This window comes from Stenotrophomonas sp. 05N423 (assembly GCF_056397145.1).
The window spans coordinates 621,227-646,452 of the sequence record NZ_JBFTMV010000001.1 but is presented as its reverse complement, the minus strand read 5'-3'; the positions used below and the strand labels follow the sequence as shown (position 1 = coordinate 646,452).

At 69.4% G+C, this 25,226-nt stretch carries 21 protein-coding genes; 8 read left to right on the top strand and 13 right to left on the bottom strand.

The window, feature by feature from the left end:
* Positions 1 to 47: 47 nt before the first annotated feature.
* Positions 48 to 1,076, top strand: a complete 1,029-nt coding sequence (gene epmB / locus AC1DGW_RS02940; protein WP_478019200.1) for an EF-P beta-lysylation protein EpmB — start codon at positions 48 to 50, stop codon at positions 1,074 to 1,076.
* A 44-nt stretch (positions 1,077 to 1,120) separates the two neighbouring features.
* On the opposite strand, the gene AC1DGW_RS02935 is transcribed toward epmB, so the two are convergent.
* The 3 genes from AC1DGW_RS02935 to AC1DGW_RS02925 form a co-directional block, all read right to left on the bottom strand.
* Positions 1,121 to 3,262 carry a putative bifunctional diguanylate cyclase/phosphodiesterase gene (locus AC1DGW_RS02935; RefSeq protein WP_478019197.1) on the bottom strand — a complete coding sequence of 714 codons (2,142 nt, stop codon included), beginning with the start codon at positions 3,260 to 3,262 and terminating at the stop codon, positions 1,121 to 1,123.
* Complete coding sequence (locus AC1DGW_RS02930) at positions 3,259 to 4,176, bottom strand: phosphate/phosphite/phosphonate ABC transporter substrate-binding protein (RefSeq protein ID WP_478019195.1); 918 nt, start codon at positions 4,174 to 4,176, stop codon at positions 3,259 to 3,261. The genes AC1DGW_RS02935 and AC1DGW_RS02930 overlap by 4 nt, the downstream gene beginning before the upstream one ends.
* Before the next feature lie 63 nt (positions 4,177 to 4,239).
* Complete coding sequence (locus AC1DGW_RS02925; protein ID WP_478019192.1) at positions 4,240 to 4,995, bottom strand: RNA methyltransferase; 756 nt, start codon at positions 4,993 to 4,995, stop codon at positions 4,240 to 4,242.
* Between the two features lie 120 nt (positions 4,996 to 5,115).
* Between AC1DGW_RS02925 and AC1DGW_RS02920 the strand changes: the two genes are divergently transcribed.
* Complete coding sequence (locus tag AC1DGW_RS02920) at positions 5,116 to 5,943, top strand: inositol monophosphatase family protein (RefSeq protein WP_054665011.1); 828 nt, start codon at positions 5,116 to 5,118, stop codon at positions 5,941 to 5,943.
* Between the two features lie 938 nt (positions 5,944 to 6,881).
* On the opposite strand, the gene htpX is transcribed toward AC1DGW_RS02920, so the two are convergent.
* Entirely contained in the window at positions 6,882 to 7,745 is an 864-nt protein-coding gene (gene htpX, locus AC1DGW_RS02915) for a protease HtpX (protein WP_478019190.1), read from the bottom strand.
* A 95-nt stretch (positions 7,746 to 7,840) separates the two neighbouring features.
* On the opposite strand from htpX, the gene gluQRS reads away from it, so the two are divergent.
* The 3 genes from gluQRS (at position 7,841) to phaR (ending at position 10,237) form a co-directional block, all read left to right on the top strand.
* A complete protein-coding gene (gluQRS, locus tag AC1DGW_RS02910; protein WP_478019188.1) occupies positions 7,841 to 8,725 on the top strand; it encodes a tRNA glutamyl-Q(34) synthetase GluQRS in 885 nt (294 codons plus the stop codon).
* Between the two features lie 59 nt (positions 8,726 to 8,784).
* Positions 8,785 to 9,528, top strand: coding sequence for an acetoacetyl-CoA reductase (phbB, locus tag AC1DGW_RS02905; protein WP_478019185.1), 744 nt, complete (start codon positions 8,785 to 8,787; stop codon positions 9,526 to 9,528).
* A 196-nt stretch (positions 9,529 to 9,724) separates the two neighbouring features.
* Positions 9,725 to 10,237, top strand: coding sequence for a polyhydroxyalkanoate synthesis repressor PhaR (gene phaR, locus AC1DGW_RS02900; protein WP_478019183.1), 513 nt, complete (start codon positions 9,725 to 9,727; stop codon positions 10,235 to 10,237).
* Between the two features lie 91 nt (positions 10,238 to 10,328).
* Here phaR and AC1DGW_RS02895 read toward each other — a convergent pair whose 3' ends face one another.
* The 7 genes from AC1DGW_RS02895 to AC1DGW_RS02865 form a co-directional block, all read right to left on the bottom strand.
* Complete coding sequence (locus AC1DGW_RS02895; RefSeq protein ID WP_478019181.1) at positions 10,329 to 10,871, bottom strand: demethoxyubiquinone hydroxylase family protein; 543 nt, start codon at positions 10,869 to 10,871, stop codon at positions 10,329 to 10,331.
* Positions 10,872 to 10,879: 8 nt separating this feature from the next.
* On the bottom strand, positions 10,880 to 11,860 hold the full coding sequence (locus AC1DGW_RS02890; protein ID WP_478019179.1) for a TraB/GumN family protein: 981 nt from the start codon (positions 11,858 to 11,860) through the stop codon (positions 10,880 to 10,882).
* Positions 11,857 to 12,804 carry a DUF1684 domain-containing protein gene (locus tag AC1DGW_RS02885; protein WP_478019177.1) on the bottom strand — a complete coding sequence of 316 codons (948 nt, stop codon included), beginning with the start codon at positions 12,802 to 12,804 and terminating at the stop codon, positions 11,857 to 11,859. Before AC1DGW_RS02885 ends, AC1DGW_RS02890 begins: the two co-directional genes overlap by 4 nt.
* A 2-nt stretch (positions 12,805 to 12,806) precedes the next feature.
* On the bottom strand, positions 12,807 to 14,648 hold the full coding sequence (gene mutL, locus AC1DGW_RS02880; RefSeq protein ID WP_478019175.1) for a DNA mismatch repair endonuclease MutL: 1,842 nt from the start codon (positions 14,646 to 14,648) through the stop codon (positions 12,807 to 12,809).
* A gap of 157 nt (positions 14,649 to 14,805) precedes the next feature.
* Entirely contained in the window at positions 14,806 to 16,338 is a 1,533-nt protein-coding gene (locus tag AC1DGW_RS02875) for an N-acetylmuramoyl-L-alanine amidase (protein WP_478019173.1), read from the bottom strand.
* Positions 16,339 to 16,419: 81 nt separating this feature from the next.
* Positions 16,420 to 16,899: a tRNA (adenosine(37)-N6)-threonylcarbamoyltransferase complex ATPase subunit type 1 TsaE gene (gene tsaE / locus AC1DGW_RS02870; RefSeq protein ID WP_478019171.1), complete on the bottom strand. Its 480-nt coding sequence runs from the start codon at positions 16,897 to 16,899 to the stop codon at positions 16,420 to 16,422.
* Between the two features lie 8 nt (positions 16,900 to 16,907).
* A complete protein-coding gene (locus AC1DGW_RS02865; protein WP_478019169.1) occupies positions 16,908 to 18,380 on the bottom strand; it encodes an NAD(P)H-hydrate dehydratase in 1,473 nt (490 codons plus the stop codon).
* A gap of 23 nt (positions 18,381 to 18,403) precedes the next feature.
* Here AC1DGW_RS02865 and queG point away from each other — a divergent pair, with 23 nt between their 5' ends.
* Positions 18,404 to 19,486 (top strand): tRNA epoxyqueuosine(34) reductase QueG, encoded by a 1,083-nt coding sequence (gene queG / locus AC1DGW_RS02860; protein ID WP_478019167.1) that lies wholly within the window; start codon positions 18,404 to 18,406, stop codon positions 19,484 to 19,486.
* A gap of 163 nt (positions 19,487 to 19,649) precedes the next feature.
* Positions 19,650 to 20,987 (top strand): exodeoxyribonuclease VII large subunit, encoded by a 1,338-nt coding sequence (gene xseA, locus AC1DGW_RS02855; protein ID WP_478019165.1) that lies wholly within the window; start codon positions 19,650 to 19,652, stop codon positions 20,985 to 20,987.
* A 190-nt stretch (positions 20,988 to 21,177) separates the two neighbouring features.
* Here the strand turns inward: xseA and AC1DGW_RS02850 are convergent, their stop codons facing one another.
* Both AC1DGW_RS02850 and AC1DGW_RS02845 read right to left on the bottom strand, forming a co-directional pair.
* On the bottom strand, positions 21,178 to 22,077 hold the full coding sequence (locus AC1DGW_RS02850; protein ID WP_478019163.1) for a M48 family metallopeptidase: 900 nt from the start codon (positions 22,075 to 22,077) through the stop codon (positions 21,178 to 21,180).
* Between the two features lie 49 nt (positions 22,078 to 22,126).
* Complete coding sequence (locus tag AC1DGW_RS02845; protein ID WP_478019161.1) at positions 22,127 to 23,983, bottom strand: SUMF1/EgtB/PvdO family nonheme iron enzyme; 1,857 nt, start codon at positions 23,981 to 23,983, stop codon at positions 22,127 to 22,129.
* 95 nt (positions 23,984 to 24,078) lie between these two features.
* On the opposite strand from AC1DGW_RS02845, the gene rnd reads away from it, so the two are divergent.
* Entirely contained in the window at positions 24,079 to 25,173 is a 1,095-nt protein-coding gene (rnd, locus tag AC1DGW_RS02840) for a ribonuclease D (RefSeq protein WP_478019159.1), read from the top strand.
* Positions 25,174 to 25,226: the final 53 nt, after the last annotated feature.

Genomic DNA, 25,226 nt, shown 5'->3' with positions numbered 1-25,226 from the left:
ATGGAACGCCCGCCATCGAAGGCGGGCATCTGTTTTTCTGGTCGCCCATGATAACCGCAGCCCTCGCCCCCGCTCCACAGGAATCCCCCGCCCCCCTGCCCGCCGACCGCTGGCAGGCGCATTGGCGGCAGGCGATCCGTGACCCGGCGCAACTGCTGGCCGGGCTGGGGCTGGAGGCCGCCGACCTCGGGGTGTCCGCGCAGGCGCTGGCACAGTTCCCGCTGCGGGTGCCGCGCGGGTTCGCCGCGCGCATGCGACCCGGCGACCCGGCCGACCCGCTGCTGCGGCAGGTGCTGCCGGTCGACGCCGAGATGCGGGTGGTGCCGGGATTCAGTTTCGACGCGGTCGGCGACGGCGCGGCGAAGAAGGCCACCGGCGTGATCCAGAAGTACCGCGGCCGCGCCCTGCTGGTGGCCACCGGCAGCTGCGCGATCAACTGCCGCTACTGTTTCCGCCGCCACTTCGACTATGCCGGCGAAAACGCCGCCCGCGGCGGATGGGAGGAAGCGGTCGCCGCCATCGCCGCCGATCCGTCGATCGACGAGGTGATCCTGTCCGGTGGCGATCCACTGTCGCTGGCCACGGCCAAGCTGACCGAGCTTACCGACGCCTTGGCCGCCATTCCCCATATCAAGCGCCTGCGCATCCACAGCCGCCTGCCGGTGGTGCTGCCCGAACGCGTGGACGACGCCCTCGTGCGCTGGCTGGCCGCCCTGCCGTGGCCGCTGGCCTTCGTGATCCACGCCAACCACGCCAACGAATTCGATACCCACGTCGATGCCGCCCTCGCCCGCCTGCGCGGCGCCGGAGCGCACCTGCTCAACCAGGCGGTACTGCTGCGTGGCGTCAACGACGACGTCGATGCCCTGGCCGCCCTGAGCGAGCGCAGCTTCGCCGCGGGCGTGCTGCCCTATTACCTGCACCAATTGGACCGGGTGCAGGGCGTGGCCCATTTCGAGGTCGACGACGCGCGTGCGCTGGAACTGCACGCGGCGCTGCGGGCGCGCCTGTCCGGCTACCTGGTGCCGAAACTGGTGCGCGAGATCGCCGGCGACACCGGCAAACGTCCGCTCTGAGCGGACGCGGCGGCCGATGATGGCCGCCGCGCCGTCGGCCACCCTCAGGCCGGGTTCGGCGCCGCATCCACCAGGCGCACCAGGTCGTCCGACTCCAGCGGGCGGGCCAGCCAGTAGCCCTGCACCAGGTCGCACCCGCGTGCGTTGAGCAGGTCGAACTGGGCCTGGTGCTCGATGCCCTCGGCGACGACGGTGATGCCCAGCGCGTGGGCCATCGCGATGATCGCGGTGGTCAGGGCCAGATCGTCCGGATCGCGCTGCAGATCGGCAACGAAGCTCTTGTCGATCTTGACCCCGTCCACCGGCACCTGCCGCAGGTGGCTCAGCCCGGAGAAGCCGGTGCCGAAATCGTCCAGCCACACCTTCACCCCGGTACGGTGCAGCTTTTCCAGCAGTGAGGCGGCCAGCATCTCGTCGCCGATCACCGCGGTCTCGGTCAGCTCCAGGTGCAGGCGCGAGGCCGCCAGCCCGGAAGCATGCAGGCAATGCTCGACGGCTGCGGCGAGATCGCCGCTGCGCAGTTGCCGCGGCGATACGTTGACCGAGACGAACAGTTCCTCGCCGGCGGCGTTGCTCGGCCACTGCCGTGCCTGCTGGCAGGCGGCGTGCAGTACCTTCGGCCCCAGCGACTGGATCAGCCCGCTCTGTTCGGCGATGTCGATGAACATCGACGGCGGGATGGCGCCCAGCACCGGATGTTGCCAGCGCAGCAACGCTTCGACACCGATCAGCATGCGGTCCAGGGTGCGGAAGATCGGCTGGTAGACCAGGCGCAGCTCGCCACGCTCCCAGGCACCGCGCAGTTCCTGCTCCAGGTGCAGGCGCCGCTCGACCGCATGGTCCAGCGCGCGGCTGTAGTAGCGGAAGCAGCTCTTGCCGGCCAGCTTGGCCTGGTACATGGCGATGTCGCCGTTCTTGAGCAGCCCGGTGGCGTCGGCGGCATCTTCCGGGAACAGGGTGATGCCGATCGAACTGCCGAGGAAGATCTCGCGCCCTTGCACCTGCAGCGGATGCCCGAGGTCGGCCACCAGCCGCTTGGCCAGGGCAGTGGCCATGTTCTCCACCCTGCCCGCCTCGTTGCCGATCAGGATCACGAATTCGTCGCCGCCGAAGCGGGCCAGCAGGGCATCGTCGCCGCCATCCTGTTCCACGGCCGCGGCGATGCGCTGGGCGAACTGCAGCAGCGCGTCGTCGCCGGCCTCGTGGCCGAGGGTGTCGTTGACCCGCTTGAACTCGTCGATGTCGATGAACAGCAGCGCCAATCCCTGGCCCGATGCCCGCGCGCCGAGCAGGCGGTGGTCCAGCGCCTCGCGGAAGGCCAGGCGGTTGGTCAGCCCGGTCAGCGAATCGGTATAGGCCATCTGCCGCACTTCGCGGTCGTGGCGGGCGATGCTCTGGCCCATCCGCCCGAAAGTACGCAACAACTCGCCGATCTCGTCGCCGCGGCGCGTGTCCTGCTGCTCGACCTGGTAGTCGCCTGCCTCGATGCGGCGCGCGGTCGCACCGAGCCAGCGGATCGGCTGGACCAGGGTGCGCTGCACGTACAGCGCCACCAGGCAGGCCAGGCCGACCAGGGCCACCATCATCAGCATCACCCAGACCAGTTGGCGGCGGTTGGCCTGCCCCATGCGCTGTTCCAGCGCGGCCTTGGCCTCGGCCTCCTCCGCCCGCACCGGCGCCAGGTCCATGCCCAGCCGCAGACCGCCGATGCGCTGCTCGCCGATACGCAGCGGGAGGTCCACCTCCAGCACCATCGGCGATTCCTGCATGCGCAGTTTCTCGGCGCTGATCGCCCCCTGCGCCAGCGGATCCTGCATCTGCCGGCCGTAGCCGGCGACCTCGACCGAGCCATCATGGATCAACCGCCCGTCGGCATCGTGCACCAGCACGTAGCTGACCGATTTCTGGCTGGCAGTACTGCGCACCAGCGCGCCGATCGCGTCCAGATCGGAGAAATAAAGCGGGTTGACCAGCGCATCGGCCAATGAGGTCGCCAGCGAGGCGCCCTGCTCGCGCACGCTGTCGTCGAACACCTGGCTGACCACGCCGCCGCTGGCCTGCAACAGTTCGCGCTGGGCTGCCGCCTGCCGCGCCAGCAGCACTGCGACAATCGCGATCACCAGCAGCACCGCGCCGCCGGCCACGCACAGGAAACGGGCCTGCAACCCGAAGCGCGGCCGTTTCATTCCACCTCCATGCGGACCCGTGCCAGGCCGGCGCGCAGCCGGTCGAGCGCGCGCTGGCTGGCCGGGTCCAGGCGATGGAAGGCCGACGTGCCGAAGAACTTGCGCAATGCCGGACCGGCCGCCGGGTCGTTGCTGGCTTCCAGCAGCACCTCCTGCAGGCGCGCGCGGACCGCCGGGTCCATCCCTGGCCGCACCATCTCCACCGCGCGCGGCACGTCCTCGCTTTCGTACAGCACGCGCATGTCGCGCCGGAACACCGCCGGCATGCGCCGCTCGTCGAGCCAGTCGATATTGCTGACCACCCCGGCATCGACCACGCGCTTGTGCACGAAAGTGGAAATGTTCAGCTCCGAGCGGGCGAACACATAGCCCACCGTGTCGGCGGTGGGCGTGTCCTGCGGCGTCAGCAGGATTTCCGGGCGGACCCCATGGGCGAGCAGCTCCATCGCCGGCACCAGGTAGGAACTGGTGGAGCGCTCGCTCTGCATCGCCAGGGTGCGTCCCTTGAGGTCCTCCAGCGTGTTGATCGGGCTGTCGCGGCGGACGAAGAACACACTATGGTAGACCGCCACGCCGCCGCGTTCAGTCAGCAGCAAGGGCTCGGCGCCGCTGCGCTGGCGCAGCACCATCGCACTGCCCGCGGTCTCGGTCACCCAATCCACCCGGCCACGGCGCAGGTAGCTGGCCATCTGCTGCGGATCCTTGGCCATCAGGATGCGGCCTTCGACGATCCCCACGTCGCGCATCCTTGGAACCACATAGTCCAGCAAGGGCTTGAGCTGTTCGTAGTGCGACTTCGGATCATCGCTCAGCCGCCCCAGCACCAGGACCGAACGCTCGGCTGCCGCCCCCACGGCAGGCAACGCCACGGACAACACCAGCACGGCTCCCCAAAGCCATCTCGAAACACGCAAACCGGCGCTCCCCCACAGAGTGTCCGCACAGACTATCCGAAAAAACCCCGGATGACGGATGTCTCAGTTTTGCCGTTCGTTCGCCAGCCGCGCCATGCGCTGGGCATCGGACAATATCCCGCGCAGCAGGCGGACTTCCTGCTCGGACAGGTCGGCCTTCATGAACAGGCGGCGCAGCTTGCGCATGGCCGATTCCGGGGCACGGCCCTTGTGGAAATCGATCTGGTCCAGGGTGTCGCCGAACTGCCCGAACAGGCCCTCCAGCTGCGCGTGGCTGGCCGGCGCCTCGCCATACCCCGGCTCAGCTGCCGGTGCGGCCAGCCCTTCCAGCTGCGCCATGCGCACTTCGTAGGCCAGCACCTGCACCGCCGCGGCCAGGTTCAAGGAGCTGAACTCCGGATCGGAGGGAATGTGCACGGCGAGATGGCACAGCTGCAGTTCGTCGTTGGTCAGGCCGGTACGCTCGCGGCCGAACACGAAGGCCACCTCCGCCAGCTCGGCGGCCCTGGCGACGGCGCGCTGGCCGGCGGCTTCCGGCAGCAATTCCTCCAACTGCACGCGGCGCGAACGCGCCGTGCAGCCCAGCACCAGCCGGCAATCGGCCACTGCCTCGGCCAGCGTGGCGAACACCGGGGCGTCGCCCAGCACGTCCTCGGCACCGGCCGAGCGCCGGAAAGCGACATCGTCCAGCGGCTGCTCGGGCGCCACCAGCACCAGCTTCGACAGCCCCATGGTCTTCATCGCCCGCGCCGCCGCGCCGATGTTGCCGGGATGCTGGGTACCGACGAGGACGAAACGGATGCGGGCGGGAGCGGACATGGCGAAAAAAGTCAGGAGCGGGACAGCCGCAGATGGTAAACTGCGCGGCCGGCCCGTGCGCCGGGACCGCTCTTTTCCTCCGCCAGTCCGACCCATTCGCCTTCACGGGAGCCCTTCGCCATGCAGAAACCCGCCGTCACCGTCATGGTCAAGGCCGCACGCCTCGCCGGCAACGTCCTGTTGCGCAACATCAACAAGCTCGAAGCGCTGAACGTGGTGCAGAAGGGCCGGATGGATTACGCCAGCGAAGTCGACGGCGATGCCGAGAAGGTCATCGTCAAGGAACTCAAGCGCGCCTACCCGGACTACGGCATCTATGGCGAGGAAGGCGGCCTGCAGGGCAACGGCCGGCAAATGTGGGTGATCGACCCGCTGGATGGCACCAGCAACTACCTGCGCGGCTTCCCGCACTACTGCGTGTCCATCGCCCTGGTCGAGAACGGCGAACCCACCGACGCGGTGATCTTCGACCCGCTGCGCAACGAACTGTTCACCGCTTCCAAGGGCGCCGGCGCAGTGCTCAACGACCGCCGCATCCGCGTGGCCGAGCGCAAGGACCTGGAAGGCACGATGATCCACACCGGCTTCGCCCCGCGCGAACGCGCCCGTGCCGGCAGCCAGCTCAAGACCGTGGACACCCTGCTGGTGCAGGCCGAGGACATCCGCCGCACCGGTTCGGCCGCGCTGGACCTGGCCTACGTGGCCTGCGGCCGCGCCGACGCCTACTTCGAGGCCGGCGTGAAGGCATGGGACATCGCTGCCGGCGTACTGCTGGTGCGCGAGGCCGGCGGCAAGGTCTGCAACTACCGCGGCGCCACGCTGGCACGCATGGACGACAAGGGCCCGGAAACCCAGCAGGTAGTGGCCGGCAACCTGAAGGTGTGCGAGGCGCTGCAGAAGGTGATCGTCAACACCGGCCACGCCGCCGAGTTCGATCCGAAGTTCTGATCCGGCCTTTCCCGCGATCCTGGACGGCGCCTGCGAGGGCGCCGTTTCTGTTTCTGGCCCTGACGTTCGCCGCGGCAGCCGCGAGCCGGCGGTTCCCGCTGCTGCAGCCATGCAATCTCCCCGAATGAGTGCTCCGGCTTTGGCTTTGGCTTTGGCTGTAGCTTTTGCTGTTGCTGTTGCTTTTGACTTTCCGGGCCCCCTTCCGCAGCGACGGAGCCAGAGGGAAAAACCCGAAGGGCGACGCGCATGGACGCGCGTCGTTTTTCGACGAAACAGGGATGTCTCGTCGAAAAATCCCGCTGGCGGAGTGGACCCGCGGCACGAAGTGCCGTGGGCGCGTAGGCAGGGGCGTGCTTGACCAGCCATTCGGCTGTTGGAAAAGCGCTTCTCTTGGTTACTTCTCTTTGCACGAGCAAAGAGAAGTAACTCGCTCCTGCGAAGCAGGGGCGAAAGCTCTGCTTTCAAGCTTCCGCTTTCATGCTTGGCCTCTGCCTTGGTCTCTGGTTTGGTCCTTTGACTGTCGCGTTGGTACAGACGTCCAAAGGGAAGCCAGAGCAAGGGCAGAAACAGGATCAAAGGCTTTCGCTCCCCTTCGGGGCGCGAGCCACCTTTCTTTGCTCGTGCAAAGAAACGTGGCCCAAAGAAACACGCCCCTGCCTCCGCGCCCTCCGTGCCTGCGGCACTCCGGGTCCACTCCGCCGCCGGGATTTTTCGACACGACATCCCTGTCGTGTCGAAAAACGACGTGCGCCCCTGCACGTCGCCCCTTCGGGGTCTTATCCGTCGGCTCCGTCGCTACAGAAGGGGATCTGAAGTCAAAAGCAAAGAAGCCAAAGCCGAAGCAAAAGCTGGGAAAAGGCGACAGCGAAACGCAGCTCCAATGAAAAACGCCCGGCATCTGCCGGGCGTCCTTGGGATACTGCGGGCCGTCGAACCGATCACACCACCGTCGAAGAGCGCAGCGCAGCGATGCGCTCCTCCAGCGGCGGATGGCTCAGGAACAGCTTCTTCGCCGTCGCACCGGCGATACCAAACGCGGCGATCTGGGTCGGCAGCGTGCTCTGACCATGGTTGAGCTTCAGCCGCTCCAATGCGGCGATCATCTTCTGGCGGCCGGCCAGGTTCGCGCCGCCTGCGTCGGCGCGGAACTCGCGGCGACGCGAGAACCACATCGCGATCATCGTCGCGAACAGGCCGAACACCATCTCCAGCACGAACACGATGATGTAGTACGCGAAACCGCGGCCGCTGTCGCGGTTGCCCGACAGCGCGCTGTCGATGATGCCGCCAACCACGCGCGCCAGCACGATCACGAAGGTGTTCAGCACGCCCTGCAGCAGCGCCATGGTGATCATGTCGCCGTTGGCGACGTGCGAGATCTCATGGCCCAGCACTGCCTCGGCCTCCTCCTCGCTCATGTTGTGCAGCAGGCCGGTGGATACCGCCACCAGCGCATTGTTGCGGTTGGCGCCGGTGGCGAAGGCATTGATCTCCGGGCCGTCGTACACCGCCACTTCCGGCATGCCGATACCCGCCGCCTTGGCCTGGCGCGCCACGGTATCCAGCAGCCAGCGCTCGGTCTGGTTGCGCGGCTGCGTGATCACCACCGCGCCGGTGCCGCGCTTGGCCATGAACTTGGACAGCAGCAGCGAGATGATGGAACCGCCGAAGCCGAAGATCGCGGCCATGACCAGCAGGCCGCTCATCTGCGCCGGGTTGACGCGCAGCAGGGACATCACGATGCCCGCCAGGATCAGCACGGCAAAGTTGGTCAACAGGAACAGGCCGATACGGGTAAACATGCGGAAGGGTCCGATAAGGGGTTGGGTGAACGCGCTAAATCTGCGGTGCGGACAGGTTGAATTCAAGCGCGATTCTGACCGACGATTCAGTTTCGATGTCCCTCACTCTCTACCGCGGCCGCTTCGCCCCCTCGCCCACCGGCCCCCTGCACCTGGGCTCGATGCTGGCCGCCTTCGGCAGCTGGCTGCTGGCGCGGCATGCCGGCGGGCAATGGCTGGTGCGCATCGAGGACGTTGACCCGCCTCGCGAGGTGGCCGGCGCTGCCGCGTCGCAACTGGCGACGCTGGCCGCGTTCGGCCTGCAGCCTGACGAACCGGTGCAGTACCAGAGCCGGCGCCATGTGCTCTACCGCGCGGCCATCGAGCGTCTGCTGGCCGATGGCAGGGCTTTCGCCTGCCATTGCAGCCGCACCGACCTGGCTGGCCAGCACGGCGTCCATCGCCGCTGCGTCGCCGGTCGCGAGCGGCCGCATCCGGCGATCCGCCTGCGCGTGGCCGACGGCAGCCACGTCGCCTTCGACGACGGCCTGCAGGGACGCTTCGACCAGGCAGTGGACCGCGAGGTCGGCGACGTCGTGCTGCTGCGCGCCGATGGCTGCTGGGCCTATCAGCTGGCGGTGGTGGTCGATGACGCCGCGCAGAGCATCACCGACGTGGTGCGCGGCGCCGACCTGATCGATTCCACGCCGCGCCAGATCCTGCTGCAGCGCGCGCTGGACCTGCCGACACCCCGCTACCTGCATCTGCCGCTGCTGCTCGACGCGCACGGCGCCAAGCTGTCCAAGTCGCTGGCCGCGCAGCCGGTCGATCCCGCCGATCCATTGCCGACGCTGCGCTGGCTGTGGGCCGCCCTCGGCCAGCCGGCGGCGGAACTGGAGGGCATCGGCACGCTGCCGGTGCTGCTGGAACGCGCGGTGACCGCTTTCCAACCCGGCCGCCTGCGCCGCGATTCGATCGCCGCCGTCCCGCCGTTGCCGTGACGGTGCCCAGTTCACATAGAATCGGACGTTCCCCAGCGCCTGCGCCTGGAGCGCATCCCATGACGACATCCCGTATTGCACTGGTCACCGGCGGCACCGGCGGTATCGGTACCGCGATCTGCCAACGCCTGGCCGACCAGGGCCATCGTGTCGCCACCAATTTCCGCAACGCAGACAAGGCTGGCCTCTGGCAGCAGCAGATGCGCGCCAAGGGCCATGACATCGCCCTGTTCCCCGGCGACGTGTCCACGCCCGACGGCGGGCGCGAACTGGTGCAGGCGGTGGAAGCCGGGTTGGGGCCGGTCGAGATACTGGTCAACAACGCCGGCATCACCCGCGACACCACCTTCCACCGCATGAGCCCGGAGCAGTGGCACGAGGTGATCAACACCAACCTCAACTCGGTGTTCAACGTCACCCGCCCGGTCATCGAAGGCATGCGCCGGCGCGGCTGGGGCCGGGTGATCCAGATCAGTTCGATCAACGGCCTCAAGGGCCAGTACGGCCAGGCCAACTACGCCGCGGCCAAGGCCGGCATGCACGGCTTCACCATCTCCCTGGCGCGCGAGAACGCCGGCTTCGGCATCACCGTCAACACCATATCGCCCGGCTACGTGGCCACCGACATGGTGATGGCGGTACCGGAGGAAGTGCGCGCCAAGATCATCGCCGACATTCCCACCGGCCGGCTCGGCAAGCCGGAGGAAATCGCCTACGCGGTGGCCTTCCTGGTCGCCGAGGAAGCATCGTGGATCACCGGTTCCAACCTGGACATCAACGGCGGCCACCACATGGGCTGGTAGGCGCCCGCCCCGGCCGCCTCCCGCCCCACGCCCCACGCCGGCCGGCCGCGGCCGGAATGCTGCGCACCATGGCATCCATGCTGCACGACGCCGCGGGAGCGGACCGGCGGGTACGCAACCTGTACTTATGGCGGTTGCAAGGCCTGTTGCACTGCGCCATGCTGCGCGCCTACCGTGAAGGAAGAGTGACTGCTTAATGGCTGCGACCCGCATCATCAAGAAGTATCCCAACCGGCGGCTCTACGACACCGAGATCTCCAGCTACATCACCATCGAGGATGTCCGCCAGCTGATCCTGGACGGCGAGGACTTCGAGGTCCGCGACGCCAAGAGCGGCGACGACCTGACCCGCTCAGTGCTGCTGCAGATCATCGCCGACAAGGAGCAGGACGGCGAACCGATGCTGTCCACCCAGTTGCTGAGCCAGTTGATCCGTTTCTACGGCGACTCGCTGCAGGGCTTCATGGGCAACTACCTGGAGCGCAGCATGCAGGTGTTCCTCGACCAGCAGCAGCAGTTCCGCCAGCAGATGGGCAACCTGCTCGGGCAGACGCCGTGGGCGATGATGAACCAGCTCACCGAGCGCAACCTGGAACTGTGGCAGGAATTCCAGCGCAGCATGGGCGCGGGTTTCAGCCGCCCACAGCCAGGCCCCAACAAGCCACCGGAACCGCCGCCGCCGAGCGACAAGCGCCGCGGCAGCCGCTGAGCGCAGCCGCCGGAATGCAGGAAGGCCGACGCATGCGTCGGCCTTCTTCATTTCCAGGGTCAGCTCACTTCCCGGCGGGAAAACCGGCGGCTCACAGCCGCATGCCCAGCCAGATGACGGCCTCCGTGGAGCCGGACACCACGGACGACAGCAGCCGGGACCAGAACGTACCGCCCTGGATATGGCTTGCCGAGCGATCGTGGTGCTGCCGCTCCTCCGCAACGATGGCGGAGATCGCGGCAACGGCGGCGGGATCGTTGCCCTGCAATGCCGAGAGTTGGCTTTCCAGATGCCGAAGAACCACCCTTTCGACCGCGACCGTCGTGGCTGAAATGGCGCCCGCGCCCAGCAGCCCGGTAACGAGCCCGAGAACGCGCCCGCCAATGCCACATAGCCGATAGCTCCGGCAACGCGCTCGCCCCCGGCGGGCCAGTTCCGCGCCGAAGAGGGCCCGGTGCCGTTGCTCATGCGCGCGGAACTCCTTCAGCTCATCCACCAGGCCGGGCGCAGTGAACCGCGCCATGAATATCTGGCCGCTGTACAGGTTGACCGCGCCATGTTCGCCAGCGTGATCGACCTTGAGGATGCGATCGCCGTGATCGTTTCCAGCCGGAGATTCCGCGACCGGTTGCATGGGCAGGCCTATGGCTTTCCGCCGCGCCCCTTCGCCACCGGCGCGCACGCCGAACAGATCCGCTCGACCTTGTAGCCGCGCGCGCGCAGCTTCTCGACCACGCCATCGCTGCCAAGCAGGTGGAGCGCGCCGACCACCACGAGCGTGGCGCCCGGCCCGGCCTGCAGGCGCTCCTGCAGCGGCGCCAGCCAGGCATCGTTGCGCTCGGTGTTGATGCGTCTGTACAGCGCCGGGTAGTCGCGCTTCATCTGCGTGGCCATGTCACGCCACAGCGTCACATCGTCGCCGCGACGCCAGGCGGCATGCAGGCGCCGGCCCTGCTCGTCGCCCTTGTCCACCTGGTCCAGCGCCTCGCGCAGCAGTTGCCGCTGCTCGTCGGCGTTCATGCCGTCGAGCATCGCGATCTGCGCGGCCGCGCTCTCCAGCCCCTGCGCCGGCTTGCCTGCGGTGGCGGCGCGCGCCATCAGGTGCCGGTCCAGCCCGGCCTGGGCGTCCAGTCCCTGCCGGGCCATCTGCCCCAGGCTGATGGTCAGCCCGACGAACCAGGGCTTGAGCCCTGCCAGGCGGTCGATAGGCAGTCCGTTGGCGGCCGCGTAATCCTGCAGCCGCCGCCAGGTATCCGCATCCAGCTCATCCCGGAGCAGGCGGCCATCGCGGCGCAGCGCGGCCTGCGCCATCTGCGTGGCCAGCGCGGGCGAGTTCATTTCCTCCGGCGCCAGTTCGAACAGCAACCGGCTCGAGGCATCGAAGGCCTTGTCCACGTCCGCCGACAGCGGATAGTCGTCGGCCCGGAGCAGGTGGAACGACCCCAGCAGGTAGAGTTCCGCGCCCTTGGGCCCGGTCGCTTTCCACAGCAGGGGCACCGGCGGTGCCTGGGCCGGGGCCGGCCGGGCGACCGGCTCCGCCTGTCGCGCCAGCAGCGGCACCGGCGCGCCCAGCAGCATCGCCGATCCCAGCAGCAGGACTGCCGCCCGCGCCATCCATTTCATGCCGCATCTCCCTGCCCGGGCTTCACGTAGGTTTTTTCGCCCGCTTCGACCGGCAGGTCCAGGCGGTTCTCCGGCGGCGGCAACGGACAGGTCGCGAACGGCGTGAACGCGCACGGGGGGTTGTAGGCGCGGTTGAAGTCGATCACCACCTGGCTCTTGTCGTCCGGGGCGTCCAGGTCGATGTAGCGGCCGGCGGCGTAGCTGCCGCGGCCGCTGGTGCGGTCGGCGAAGATCACGAACAGCGGCCGGCCCGGTTCGCCCAGCGCTTCCAGCCGCCAGGTGCGGCCATTGCGTTCGAATTCGATGGCGCCGGCATTGGCCTGTTCGGTGATCAGGCCGGTGATGTCGACCACCGGCATCGTCTTGCCGGCATCGTGCGGTACGAAGCGCGCGGTGATGCGCCAGGACGGATCGGCCGGCCAATAATCCAGGTGGCCGAAATGGGTGCGCGCCGGCGCGTCGGCATGCTTCACCCGCAGGGCGTGGCGTGGCCCGCGGTGGATCAGGCTCAATGCGCCCTTGCCTTCGTCGAAGGCGATCACGGTGGGATTGGCCTCGTCGTCGGCATGGAACGGGATGCGGCCTTTCACCGCCTGCCCGTCCACCTGCATCGCGACGCCCGGTTCGGGCGTGAACCAGTAGCGCCCACCCTCCCGCACCACCATGCCCAGCCGCGGCGGGCCCATCGCCAGGCGAATGCCGCTGGTGCTGCCGCTGCCGATGTAATGCGCCTTCAGTTCCAGCCAGTGCAGGCCTATCAGGCTGGTCCAGCCATCGGGTGCGAGCAGTTCGGCCTGGCGCTGTTCGCGCCATATGTCGTTGTTCATCAGGAACGCGGGATCGAAGCGCGGTGCTTCCGCGTTCGCCGCCGAGCGCTCCCCACCGCCGCAACCGGCCAGCGTCATCGCCGCCAGCAGCGCTACCGCGCCTGCCCATCGTTTCATCGTCAACGTCCCCGCAGGAACCAGCGGTCGATTTCCGCCAGCGAAAAGCGCGCCCAGGTCGGGCGGCCGTGATTGCATTGCCCGGAGCGCTCGGTGGCTTCCATGTCGCGCAGCAGCCCGTTCATTTCCGGAACCGTCAGGCGCCGGTTGGCCCGCACCGCGCCGTGGCAGGCCATGGTCGAGAGCAGTTCGTCGCGTGCGCTGGCCACGCGCCGGCTCTGGCCGTGCTCGCGCAGGTCGGTGAGCACGTCGCGCAGCAGGCCTTCCGGCTCGGCGTTGGCCAGCAGCGCGGGAATGCTGCGCACATGCAGCGAGCCGGGGCCCGAGCGGGTCACCTCGAAGCCGAGTTCGCCCAGCGTCGCCGCTTCGCGCTCGGCGGTGTCGGCATCGCGTTCGCCCACCGCCAGGGTGATCGGCACCAGCAGCGGTTGCGCATGCAGGCCGATGCCGTCGTGCGCGGTCTTCAGGCGCTCGTAGCCGATCCGCTCGTGCGCGGCATGCATGTCCACCACGATCAGGCCATCAGCGTTCTCGGCCAGGATGTAGATGCCGTGCAGTTGCGCGATGGCGTAGCCCAACGGCGGCACGCCGCTGTCGGCGGCAGCCGGCGGCAGGCCGGTGCCACTGCCGGTAAACGATGCGGGCATCCCGGCATCGGCGGGCGCCGCATACAAGGCCGCATAGGCCGATGGCGCCTCGGACACCTGCAGGCCCAGCGGCGACTGCCGCGGCTGCCAGCCACCGGCGCCGGCATTGCCCGATGGCCGCGACAGCGCATGGCCGCCGCCGTGCAGCGGCGCCGCCGCATCGACAGGATGCGGCGGCATGCCCCCTACCGGCTCCATGCCCGCACGGGTCTCGGCCAGCGCGTCCTTGAGCGTGCGGTAGACGAAATCGTGTATCAGCCGCGCGTCGCGGAAGCGCACCTCGTGCTTGGCCGGGTGCACGTTGACGTCCACGCGCGCCGGATCCAGCTCGAGGAACAGCACGTAGGCCGGCTGGCGGCCGTGATAGAGCACGTCGCCGTAGGCCATCTTCACCGCATGCGCCACGCTGCGGTCGCGCACCGAACGGCCGTTGACGTACAGGTACTGCTGGTCGGCGCTGGCACGCGAATACTGCGGCTGCGCGATCCAGCCATGCAGGCGCAGGCCGGCCGCGCTGTGGTCCACGCGCAGCGACTGCCGCGCGAAATCCTCGCCCAGTGTTTCGCCCAGGCGCGCGTCCGAATACAGGTCGCCGGGCTTGTAGCGGCGCGACGGCTTGCCATTGTGCGATACGCGCAGTTCCACGTCCGGGCGCGCCAGCGCCAGCGAACGCAGCCATTCCTCGATGTGGCCCAGCTCGGTGCGCTCGGCGCGCAGGAACTTGCGCCGCGCCGGCACGTTGTAGAACAGCTCGCGCACTTCCACGGTGGTGCCTGGCGCATGCGCGCGCGGCGCCACTTCGCCGATCTTGCCGCCCTCGATCTGCAGCGCGGCGCCATGTTCGTCCTGCGGCTGGCGCGAGGCCAGGGTGAAACGGCTGACCGAAGCGATCGACGGCAATGCCTCGCCACGGAAGCCGAGCGTGGCGACCGATTCCAGGTCATCGAGCGATGCGATCTTGCTGGTGGCATGGCGCGACACCGCCAGCGGCAACTGTTCGGCGGCGATGCCGCCGCCGTTGTCGCGGATGCGGATCAGGCGCACGCCGCCCTCTTCCAGGTCGATATCGACGCGGGTGGCGCCGGCGTCGAGCGCGTTCTCGACCAGTTCCTTGACCACCGACGCCGGGCGTTCGACCACCTCGCCGGCAGCGATCTGGTTGATCAGGATCTCGGGCAGCGGACGGATGGCGCTCATGCCGCGCCGCCGGTGGGACGGAGGGGGAGAAGCACCGGAATCAGGGGGAAATCATGCATCGGCAGATGATAGCCGGTAGTGCCGGCCGCTGGCCGGCAGCCGCAGGAATGTTGGGCAATGCAAGATTGCCGGCCAGCGGCCGGCACTACCCGAAGGCTTACTTGCTGCCGCCAGCCACGGTACCCGCGGCGGCGTCCATTTCGGCCTGCGCGCGGGCGGCGAACAGCGTGCCCGGCGGTGGCTGCCGGCTGAAGTAGGTATGCACGCCGTCGAGCACGGCGCCGGCGATACGGCGCTGATAGGCGGGGTCGATCAGGCGGCGCTCTTCGTCCGGATTGGAAATGAAGGCGGTCTCCACCAGCATCGCCGGCATGTCCGAGGTGCGCAGCACCGCGAAGTTCGCCCGCTCCAGGTTCGGCTTGTGGTTGTTGCCGATCCGCTTCAGGCCGCCCAGCACGTGGCCGGCCGCGTCTTCGGAGGCCTTCATGTTGCCGCTCTGGGCCAGGTCCAGCAGTACGTTGGCCAAAGCGCCTTCCGTACGCTGCAGGTTGACGCCGCCGATCAGGTCGGCCGCGTTTTCCTTGTCTGCCAGCCAGCGCGCACGCTGCGAGGACGCGCCCTTGGTCGAGAGCACGTATACCGACGAACCGGTGGCCGCGCGGTTCTCGGCCGCGTCGGCATGGATCGAAACGAAGATGTCGGCCTTGGCCGCGCGCGCGCGCTGGGCGCGCATCGGCAGCGGAATGAAGACATCGGTGTCGCGGGTCAGATAGGCGCGCAGGCCCGGCGTGGCATTGACCTGCCGCGCCAGTTCGCGCGCCACCGCCAGGGTGACATCCTTCTCGCGCTTGCCGGTCGGACCAAGCGCGCCGGGATCCTGACCGCCATGACCGGGGTCGATCGCCACCACCAGGGTGCGCATGCCCGGCTGCATGCGGATGCGCGAGGCATCGCTGGGCATGACCGGACGCGGTGCCGGCTGTTCGGCTGCGGGTGCCGGCGAAGGAGCTGAGGCAACGACAGCCGCCGCAGGCGTCGTCGCCGCTGCATTGCTGGAGACGACCGCTGCGGACGCCTGTCCGTTGAGGATCGCGGCCGGCGAAGGCGCGTTGCCACTGACGGCTACAGGCGCCGTTGTCGCGGCGGCAGTGGAAGTGGAAGAAGGCGTCGTTGCCGCCTGCTGGACCACGGCCGCGGTCAACGCCGCCGTGGCGCGCGCAGCTTCCTGCCGTGCCTCGGCGCTGGTGCCCTGCGCCGGGCGCGCCGGCTCGGGCTGCGCAGCAGCCAGTTGGGTCTCGCCGGGCCACTCGATCAACAGGCGCGACTCGGCACCCTGTCCCTGCAGTTGCGGCTTGAACGCCACCACCGATTCGGCCAGATCGAACACCACGCGGAAAGTGCCGGGCGCCGGCATGCCGGTGCGCACCGCGGTCACGACGCCCGCGGCGGCAGGCAGCTTGAGCCCGCGTACGGCGGTCGAATCCGGGAAATCCACGACCAAGCGGTTGGGACCGGCCAGCGACAGGGTCTTGTAGCTGCCGCCGCCCACCAGCTGGATCTCGGCGCGGGTACCCGTGGTCCCGGTCTGCAGGCCGACGCTGCGGATTTCGCCGGCCCACGCCGAAGCGCCGGCCAGACAGAGTCCGGCAACGCAGGCAGACAGGACGAAAAGGCGGCTTCCCTTGGGCATGGGGCGGATTCAATCACCGGAATTGCGTAATTGCAACACCTTTTCCCTTAATAATCCGCAACCTGCCACACTTTCTTTCCATCAGGCAGCAGGAAGCCCCTGCAAGTGACCCGATTGCCCCAGATGTTCCAGCCAGGCCTGCCCGGCCGGTGAGCAGGCCTGCAGGCGGGCGCGACGGCCCTGCCCCTGCATGTCCAGCGCCACCCGCAGATCCAGCGGCGGCAAGGCGCCACTGCCCCGCTCGGGCCATTCGACCAGCCACAGATCGGCCTCCGCCTCGTCCAGTCCGAGGAAATCCAGCTCGCCGGCGTCGCCGATCCGGTACAGATCCAGATGCCAGGCTTCGCCGGCCGGCAGCGGGTAACGCTCGATCAGGGTGTAGGTAGGGCTGCGGATCGCGCCCTGCACACCGAGCGCGCGCAGCAGCGCCCGCGCCAGGGTGGACTTGCCCGCGCCGAGGTCGCCCTGCAGGTGGACCACCGCCGGTTTCGGCCGCGTCGCGGCCAGGGCCGCGCCCAGCTGGTCGGTGGCCGCGGCATCGGGAAGGAACAGTTCGATCATGGCCGTCATTATGGATTGGCCAGCGCGCGCAGGTGCGGCAACAGATCGCGCGGCAGCATGCCGCGCTGTCCGCCCGCGGCGGCTGCATCACCCGCCAGGCCGTGCAGCAGCGCGCCGGTACTGGCCGCGTCGAACGGCGCCAGCCCCTGCGCCAGCAGCGCGGCGATCACGCCGGTCAGCAGGTCGCCCATGCCGCCCACCGCCATGCCCGGATTGCCGGCCGCGATCACCCGCGGCAGCTGTCCCGGCGCGGCGACGACCGTGCCCGCGCCCTTGAGCACGACCACGGCGGAGAAGCGCTCGGCCAGCGCCTGCGCGGCGGCGAAACGGTCGCACTGGATGGACGCGGCATCGACGCCGAGCAGGCGTGCAGCTTCGCCCGGGTGCGGCGTGAGCACCGCCCGGGCGAGCGGGCGCGGCTGACGCACCAGCAGGTTCAGCGCATCGGCATCGACCACCAGCGGCTTGTCGCCATCCAGTACTGCCGCCCACAGCCGTTGCGCCCAGTCGTCCTGGCCCAGTCCCGGCCCCAGTGCGACGACACCGGCCCGAGCCAGCAGCGGTGCCAGCCCGGAAGCATCCTCGACCGCATGCGCCATCGCTTCGGGACAATGCGCCAGCAGCGGCGCCACATGCGTCGCGCGCGTGGCCGCGCTGGCCAGTCCCGCACCGCTGCGCAGCGCCGCTTCGGCGCACAGCATCAGCGCGCCGCCGCTGCCATGGTTGCCGCCCACGCACAGCACATGTCCGGATTCGCCCTTGTGCGTATTGATCCGCCGCGACGGCAGTTGGGCCGACAGCAACGCCTCGCTCCAGCGGAATGCAGCCGGCTCGATGCCGTCGAATGCGGCGCCGGGAACATCGAGCCCGGCCAGCAGGCGTTGCCCGACGCATTCCAGCGCATCGCCGGTATGCAGACCCCGATGCGGCACGATGAACTGCAGCACGCGCGTGGAACGGATCGCCGCTCCCGGTACCGCACCACTGGCGGCATCGACGCCACTGGGCACGTCCAGCGCCAGCACCGGCGCGGCGATGGCGTTGACCGCGGCGATCAGTTCCGCTGCCGCAGCATCCGGCGCGCGGTCCAGGCCGATGCCGAACAGGGCATCTACGACGAGGTCGGCCTCGCGCAGGCAGTCGCGTGCAAGCTCGACCTGCCCGCCGATGACCAGGTAGTCGGTGCAGGCGCGCTGCGCCAGCGGCGTGCGCGGCGCATGTTCCGGCAGATGCAGCACGCACACCCGGCGCCCGGACTGGCGCGCCAGCCGCGCCAGCACATAACCATCGCCCCCGTTGTTGCCGGGCCCGCAGACCACGACGATGCGGCGCGCCTGCGGCCAATACTGCAGCGCGCATTGCCAGGCGGCCTGCCCGGCGCGCTGCATCAGCACGCAGCCATCGCCGCCCAGCGCGGCGGTGGCCTGCGCTTCGATGCGGCGCGCGGCGGCGGTATCGAACAATCCGGCAGGCTGGTTCATGCCCGCGATTCTATACTTGCGCCATGCCTGAAGCCGTTGCCACCGCCGACATGGCGCAGCTGTCGCTGCGCATCCGCCAGCTCGCGCGCGAAGCCGGCTTCCAGCGCTGCGGCATCAGCGGCATCGAACTGCGCGACGACGAGGCGCACCTGGCCGACTGGCTGGGCAAAGGCCTGTACGGAACGATGGAATGGATGGCGCGGCACGGCGCGATGCGTGCGCGGCCGCAGGAGCTGTTGCCGGGCACGGTGCGGGTGATCTCGGTCGGGCTGGACTATGGCCACAAGGACGACGCCGAGGCCTGGGCCACCTTGGACGACGCCGAACGCGCCTACGTCGCGCGCTACGCGCTGGGCCGCGATTACCACAAACTGATGCGCAACCGCCTGCAGAAACTGGCCGAGCGCGTCGCCGCCGAGATCGGTCCGTTCGGGCATCGCGTGTTCGTCGATTCGGCGCCGGTGCTCGAACGCGCGCTGGCGCGCAACGCCGGCCTGGGCTGGATCGGCAAACACACCTGCCTGATCGACAGGGACGGCGGCTCATGGTTCTTCCTCGGCGAAATCTACGTGGACCTGCCGTTGCCGGTGGACGCGCCGGCCAGCGCGCATTGCGGCACCTGCACGCGCTGCATCGACGTCTGCCCGACCGCGGCGATCATCGCCCCGCACCGGCTCGACGCGCGCCGCTGCATTTCCTACCTGACCATCGAGCACGACGGCGCCATCCCGCTGGAGATGCGCCCGCTGATGGGCAACCGCATCTACGGCTGCGACGACTGCCAGCTGGTCTGCCCGTGGAACAAGTTCGCGCGCCGCACCGACGAACCGGATTTCCGCGCGCGCAACGACCTGGACACGGCCACGCTGCCGGAGTTGTTCGCATGGGAGGAAGATGAATTCCTGCAGCGCACCGAAGGCAGTCCGATCCGCCGCAGCGGCCACGAACGCTGGCTGCGCAACATCGCCGTGGCACTGGGCAACGCGGCGCCCTCGCCCGCCGCGCGACAGGCGCTGGAAAGCCGCCTCGAACATCCCTCCGAACTGGTACGCGAGCATGTGGCGTGGGCGCTGCAGCGCCACGACGAAACCCGCGATCCCGAATAGGAGCAGCCTCAGCCACGTCGGGCCCTTGAGCATTGGATTTTTCGCAGGAATGGGTGGAAACACCCCTCCGCGGCTGAAACCGCTCCCGCGTCGGCTCACCTGCAACCATGGCATTACCGCCCGTACGCGGGAACAATAGCCCTCCCGTTTCCCTTCGCGCTCCATGGACAACGTCCTCACCCCCAGCCAGCTCAACACGCTCGCCCGCGACCTGCTCGAAGGCGCGTTCCCGCTGGTGTGGGTGGAAGGCGAACTCGGCAACGTCAGCCGCCCGTCGTCGGGGCATCTGTACTTCACCCTGAAGGACGCGCGCGCGCAGGTACGCGCGGCGATGTTCCGGCCGAAAAGCCAGTGGCTGAAGTTCGTTCCGCGCGAAGGCCTGCGCGTGCTGGCACGCGGCCGCCTGACCCTGTACGAGGCGCGCGGCGAGTACCAGTTGGTACTCGACCACATGGAGGAAGCCGGCGAAGGCGCGCTGCGCCGCGCTTTCGAGGAACTCAAGGCACGGCTGCAGGCCGAAGGCCTGTTTGACCCGGAGCGCAAGAAGCCGCTGCCGGCCCATGTGCGCCGGCTGGCGGTGATCACCTCGCCCGGCGGCGCGGCGGTGCGCGACGTGCTCAGTGTGCTGGCACGGCGCTTCCCGCTACTGGACGTGGAACTGCTGCCGACCCTGGTGCAGGGCGACACTGCGGCCGCGCAGATCACCGCGCTGCTGCGCCGTGCCGACGCCAGCGGCCGCTACGACGCCATCCTGCTCACCCGCGGCGGCGGCTCGCTGGAAGACCTGTGGGCGTTCAACGACGAGCAGCTGGCGCGCGCCATCGCCACCAGCACCACCCCGATCGTCTCGGCGGTCGGCCACGAGACCGATTTCAGCCTGTCCGATTTCGCCGCCGACCTGCGCGCGCCCACCCCCTCCGTGGCCGCCGAACTGCTGGTGCCGGACCGGCGCGATCTCGACCTGCGCCTGCGCCGCCTGCAGCAGCGCCTGGCGCAGCTGCAGGCGCACGCGTTGGGACAGGCCATGCAGCGCGCCGACCGCGCCATGCTGCGCCTGCAGGCGCAAGGCCCGCAGGCACGGCTGGCGCTGCTGCGGCACCGCCAGGAAGCGCTGTCCGTGCGCCTGCGCAATTTCTGGCAGCGGCAGCTGGAGCAGCGCCGCGCACGCCTGGCGCATGGCCAATCGGTGCTGCGCGCGGTGCAGCCCGCGCGCCGGCTGGAACTGCTGCGCGGACGCCTGGAAACCCTGGCGCCGCGCGCGCAGGCGGCGATGGCACGGCATCTGCAGCGCGACGCCCTGCACCTGCGCGGCATCGCCCGTTCGCTGGAGGCGGTGAGCCCGCTGGCCACGGTGGCGCGCGGCTACGCGATCCTCACCCACGCCGACGACGGCACATTGGTGCGCTCCACCACGCAGGTCCGTGAAGGCGACATGCTGCACGCGCGCGTGGGCGACGGCGTAGTGGACGTACAGGTCGTTGCCGGGGAGCAGACCCCGTAGATGCGGGGCCTGCCCCGCATGGGCTTTCCCGATGAAGCCCCGTGCCGGGCAAGCCCGGCACCCGCAAGGCAGGCAGCCAGTGGAACCATGGATACGCCCCTGCATGAGCAGGCCGGGCTTCAGCGGCAATGTCTCCGGTCACGACTCAACTCACACCCGGCGCTGCTCCCGCAACGCACGCATACGCCGCTCAGCGCGCCTGCGCGCTTTCGCAGAACCTTTGCCGGTACTCCATCGCCTTGGGCATCAGCGCCTGCAGGTTCTGGATGCGGGTGCCGGGATTGGGGTGGGTCGAGGCGAATTCCGGCGGCGCCTGGCCGCCGCTGGCCGCACTCATCCGCTCCCACAACGGCACCGCTTCCTCGGGGTTGAAGCAGGCCGCGGCGGCCAGCATCAACCCCACTTCGTCGGCCTGCGTCTCGTGGCTGCGCGCATAAGGCAGCAGATAGCCGTAGCCGAAGGCCGACATCAGCATCTGTTGCTGCTGCGCGTCCATGCCACCGGCGGCACCGGCCATCTGCCCGATCTCGGTCAGCTTCTGCTGGGCCATGCGCTGCGCGCCATGGCGCAGCAGCGCGTGGGCGATTTCATGGCCCATCACCACCGCCATCGCATCGGCGTTGCGCGCCACCGGCACCAGTCCGGTGTAGACCGCCATCTTGCCGCCCGGCAGGCAGAACGCGTTGGCCTGGTCGGACTGCAGTACGTTCACTTCCCAGTCGAAGCCCTGCGAGAAACGGTTGGGCGCCTGCCCGTGCTCGGCCGCCAACGCCGCCTCCACCGGTTCGACCTTGGCGATCAGGCGCTGGGCGATTTCGCGGATCTGCCGCGCCACCTGCGTATTGGGATCGACCGGCCGCTCCTGCGCCATGATCTGCTGGTAGGCCTGCAGGCCCAGCGCCTTTTCGCCTTCGGCATCGAGCGCCTTGTCGATCAGCACCTTCTCGCCGGTATACGGGTCCACCGTGCGGTTGCCGAAGTAATAACAGCCGCCATAGATCGCGAAGCCGATCAGGATCAGCCAGCGCAGGCCGCCGCCCACGCCGCGACGCCGGGTATCGCGCGGGTTGCCGAGGGGATCTTGTCGCATCGTGGACTCCGCCGGGAACGGTTGGACGGAACGATGGTAGCGCGCCGCGTCAGATGCCGCGCACCAGCCGGAAGCCGATGCGCGCGCTGGTCACGTCCGAGTCCTGCGACAGCCGCCAGGCGGCGCGGGTCTGCTCCGGCGCATTGGCCCAGTTGCCGCCGCGGACCACGCGCTGCCGGCAGCCCGGGTTGTACCAGGCCGCGCCATCGGGCGGCGCGCGCCGGTAGCTGGCGTGCCAGCAGTCGGCCACCCACTCGCTGAGGTTGCCGGCCATGTCGTGCAGGCCCCAGCCGTTGGGACGGAAGCTGGCCGTCGGCGCCGCGCCCCAGTAGCCGTCGCCGTAGCCGATGAAGGCGTTCTTCCAATGGCGGCCGCTGGGCGAGACATCCTCGCTGCCGGTGAAATTGCCGCTGCCCTCCGATGGCACGCCGGCATCGCCCCACGGATAGCGGCCGGTGGTGCCCGCGCGCAGCGCGTACTCGAACTCGGCCTCGCTCGGCAACCGGTAGTAGCGGCCGGTCTGCGCGGACAGCCAGGCCGCGTACGCTTCGGCATCGCGCACGCTGACGTGCATGACCGGGTTGTCCGGCGGCGCCCTGGCGCCGTTGTAATCGGCCTGCCAGTCGGCACCGTTGCGGCGCACGAAGTTGCCGCTGCGCTCGTCGTAGACGATCGAATGACCGCGTCGTGTCGCACGCGGCCGCGCCTTGGTCGCCGCCACGAAGCGGCCGAAGTCGGCCACCGTGACTTCGGTGATGGACATGGCGAAGCCGCGGTCGAAGCGCACGTAGTGCTGCGGACGCTCGGCATCGCTGGCACCCGGCTCGCCGTAGCCGGCGCCCATCTGGAAGCCGCCATGCGGCACGACGATCATCTGCGGGCCGCGTCCGCCGTCCTGCAATGAATCGCTGAATACCTGCCCGGGACGGAAGCTGCCGTAATGCGCGACCAGGTCGATGCGCTGCCGCAGCACCGCCACCGCCGTGTCGCCGGGCACGGCGATGCGCAGCGCCTGTTCGAGTTTCTCGCGCGCGTCCTTGAGCCCCTTGGGCGAGGCGAGGTCGCGCAATCCGCCATCGCGCAGGGCGGCGAGCTGCGCAGCGCGCATCGCCTCGATCCGCACCCGCGCGTCGGCCACGGTCGGCGCGTCCGCGCGGATGCGCGAAGCCTGCCGCAGCCAGTCCAGCGCCGCATTGAAATCGGCATGGGCCGCGGCATCCTCCGCCTGCCGGAGCAGGCCGCTTTCCACCGCCGCCAGGCCCTGCCGGGCACGGCTGTTGCCCGCGTCCAGTTCCAGCACCTGGGCGAACGCGCCCGCCGCCACCGCCGGGCTGCCGCTGCGCAGCGCCTCCTCGCCGGAACGGTTCAGCGCCAGCAGACGCCGTGCCACCTGCACGCGCTGCTGCAGATCCCCTTCCAGCTTGCCCTCGGGCGCCAGATGAACGAGCACCGCGACCTGGGTGGCCGCTTCGGCCAGCGCCCTGCGTTGTTCATCCTGTTGTTCCAGCAGGGTGCGGACCGAGGCCAGCAGGCGCACGCGCGCCTTTTCCAGGCCGCGCCTGGCCTCGCGCTCCTGTGGCCGCAGCGACAGCACCGCCAGGTACAACGGGATGGCCGCATCCGCGTCCTGGTACAGGCGCCCTTCGGCCAGCGCCGCGCCCGCCCGCTGCAGCGCACCGCGCACCTGCTCCGGTTGCAGCTCGACCGCGGGCGGGGTCCAGGCCGGCAGTGGCACGGCCGCCGGATCCGGCACGGCCATCGCCTGCGGCTCCTGCGCCGCGACCGGCGCCACCGGCTCGGCCGCGACCGGCTGCGGCGCGACGGCCGCAGGCGGCTCCTGCCTGCAGGCGACGCACGCCAGCACGATGGAAAGGACCACGCAGGCCAATGGGCCGGTTGTACGCAAACTTCCTCCCATACAGGCTCTGCAGCGCTCGGGTGCGCTGCGACGTTAGGCTATTCTCGCCTGCCTGGGCAAACCCTGCAGTTGATGGAATACATGTGGCTCACTGGATCAAACACCCGGCGGAACTGGAAGAGCGCTACCGCCAGCGCCCCGACCGCATCGGGCTGGACACCGAGTTCATCCGCGAACGCACCTACTGGCCGCAGCTGGCGCTGGTGCAGATGGCGGTGGGCGATGAAATCCTGCTGATCGACCCGCTGGTGCCGGGCATGGCCGACGCCCTGCGCCCGTGGCTGGAAGATGCGTCGATCCTGAAGGTCATGCACAGCGCCAGCGAGGACCTGGTCGCCTTCAAGTGCGCCTGCGGCGTCCTGCCGCGCCCGCTGTTCGACACCCAGATCGGCGCTGCGCTGGCCGGCATCGGCGGCGGCATGGGCTACCAGAAGCTCGTTGCCCAGGTCACCGGCGTCGCTCTGCCCAAGGGCGAGACCCGTTCGGACTGGATGCGCCGGCCGTTGTCGGACGCGCAGCTCGAATACGCCGCCGACGATGTCGAGTACCTGTTCGCGCTGCACGATGCGATCGACGCGCGCCTGCGCGAACTCGGCCGCAGCGACTGGCTGCAGGACGATGCGCAGCGCCTGCTGGCATCCGTCGACCACGACGAGAGCGAGCGCTGGCCGCACCTGTCCATGCGCGCGGCGCAGTTCCTGGAGCCCGACGCGCAGCGCCGCCTGCTGCGCCTGCTGCGCTGGCGCGACCAACAGGCCCGGCACAGCGACAAGCCGCGCAGCTGGATCCTGGACAACGAACTGGCCACGGCGCTGGCGCGTACGCCACCGGCCGACTACGACGCGCTGCTGCGGCTGTTCGAACGGTTCCCCAAGGCCCCCCGCAAGCTGGCGCAGGCCGTGTGGCAGACCCTGCAGACACCACTGCCCGACGAAGACCAGGCGCCGCAGGCGCTGGCGGCCACCGATGGCAACAAGGCCACGCTCAAGCGCCTGCAGGACGCGGTGGCCCGCCGCACCGCCGAGCTCGGCCTGCCCGACGGCCTGCTCGCCTCGCGCCGGCACCTGGAAGCGCTGCTGGAAGGCGGAGACTGGCCGGCCGCGCTCGGCGGCTGGCGTCGCGACCAGCTGCAGGCGCTGTTGCTGCCCCTCTTGGCGACGACGCCGGCATCGCGTTAGAATTCGCGGGCCATGTGAAGCAGTCACACGGCTGGCGAGGCCCCAACCTCATC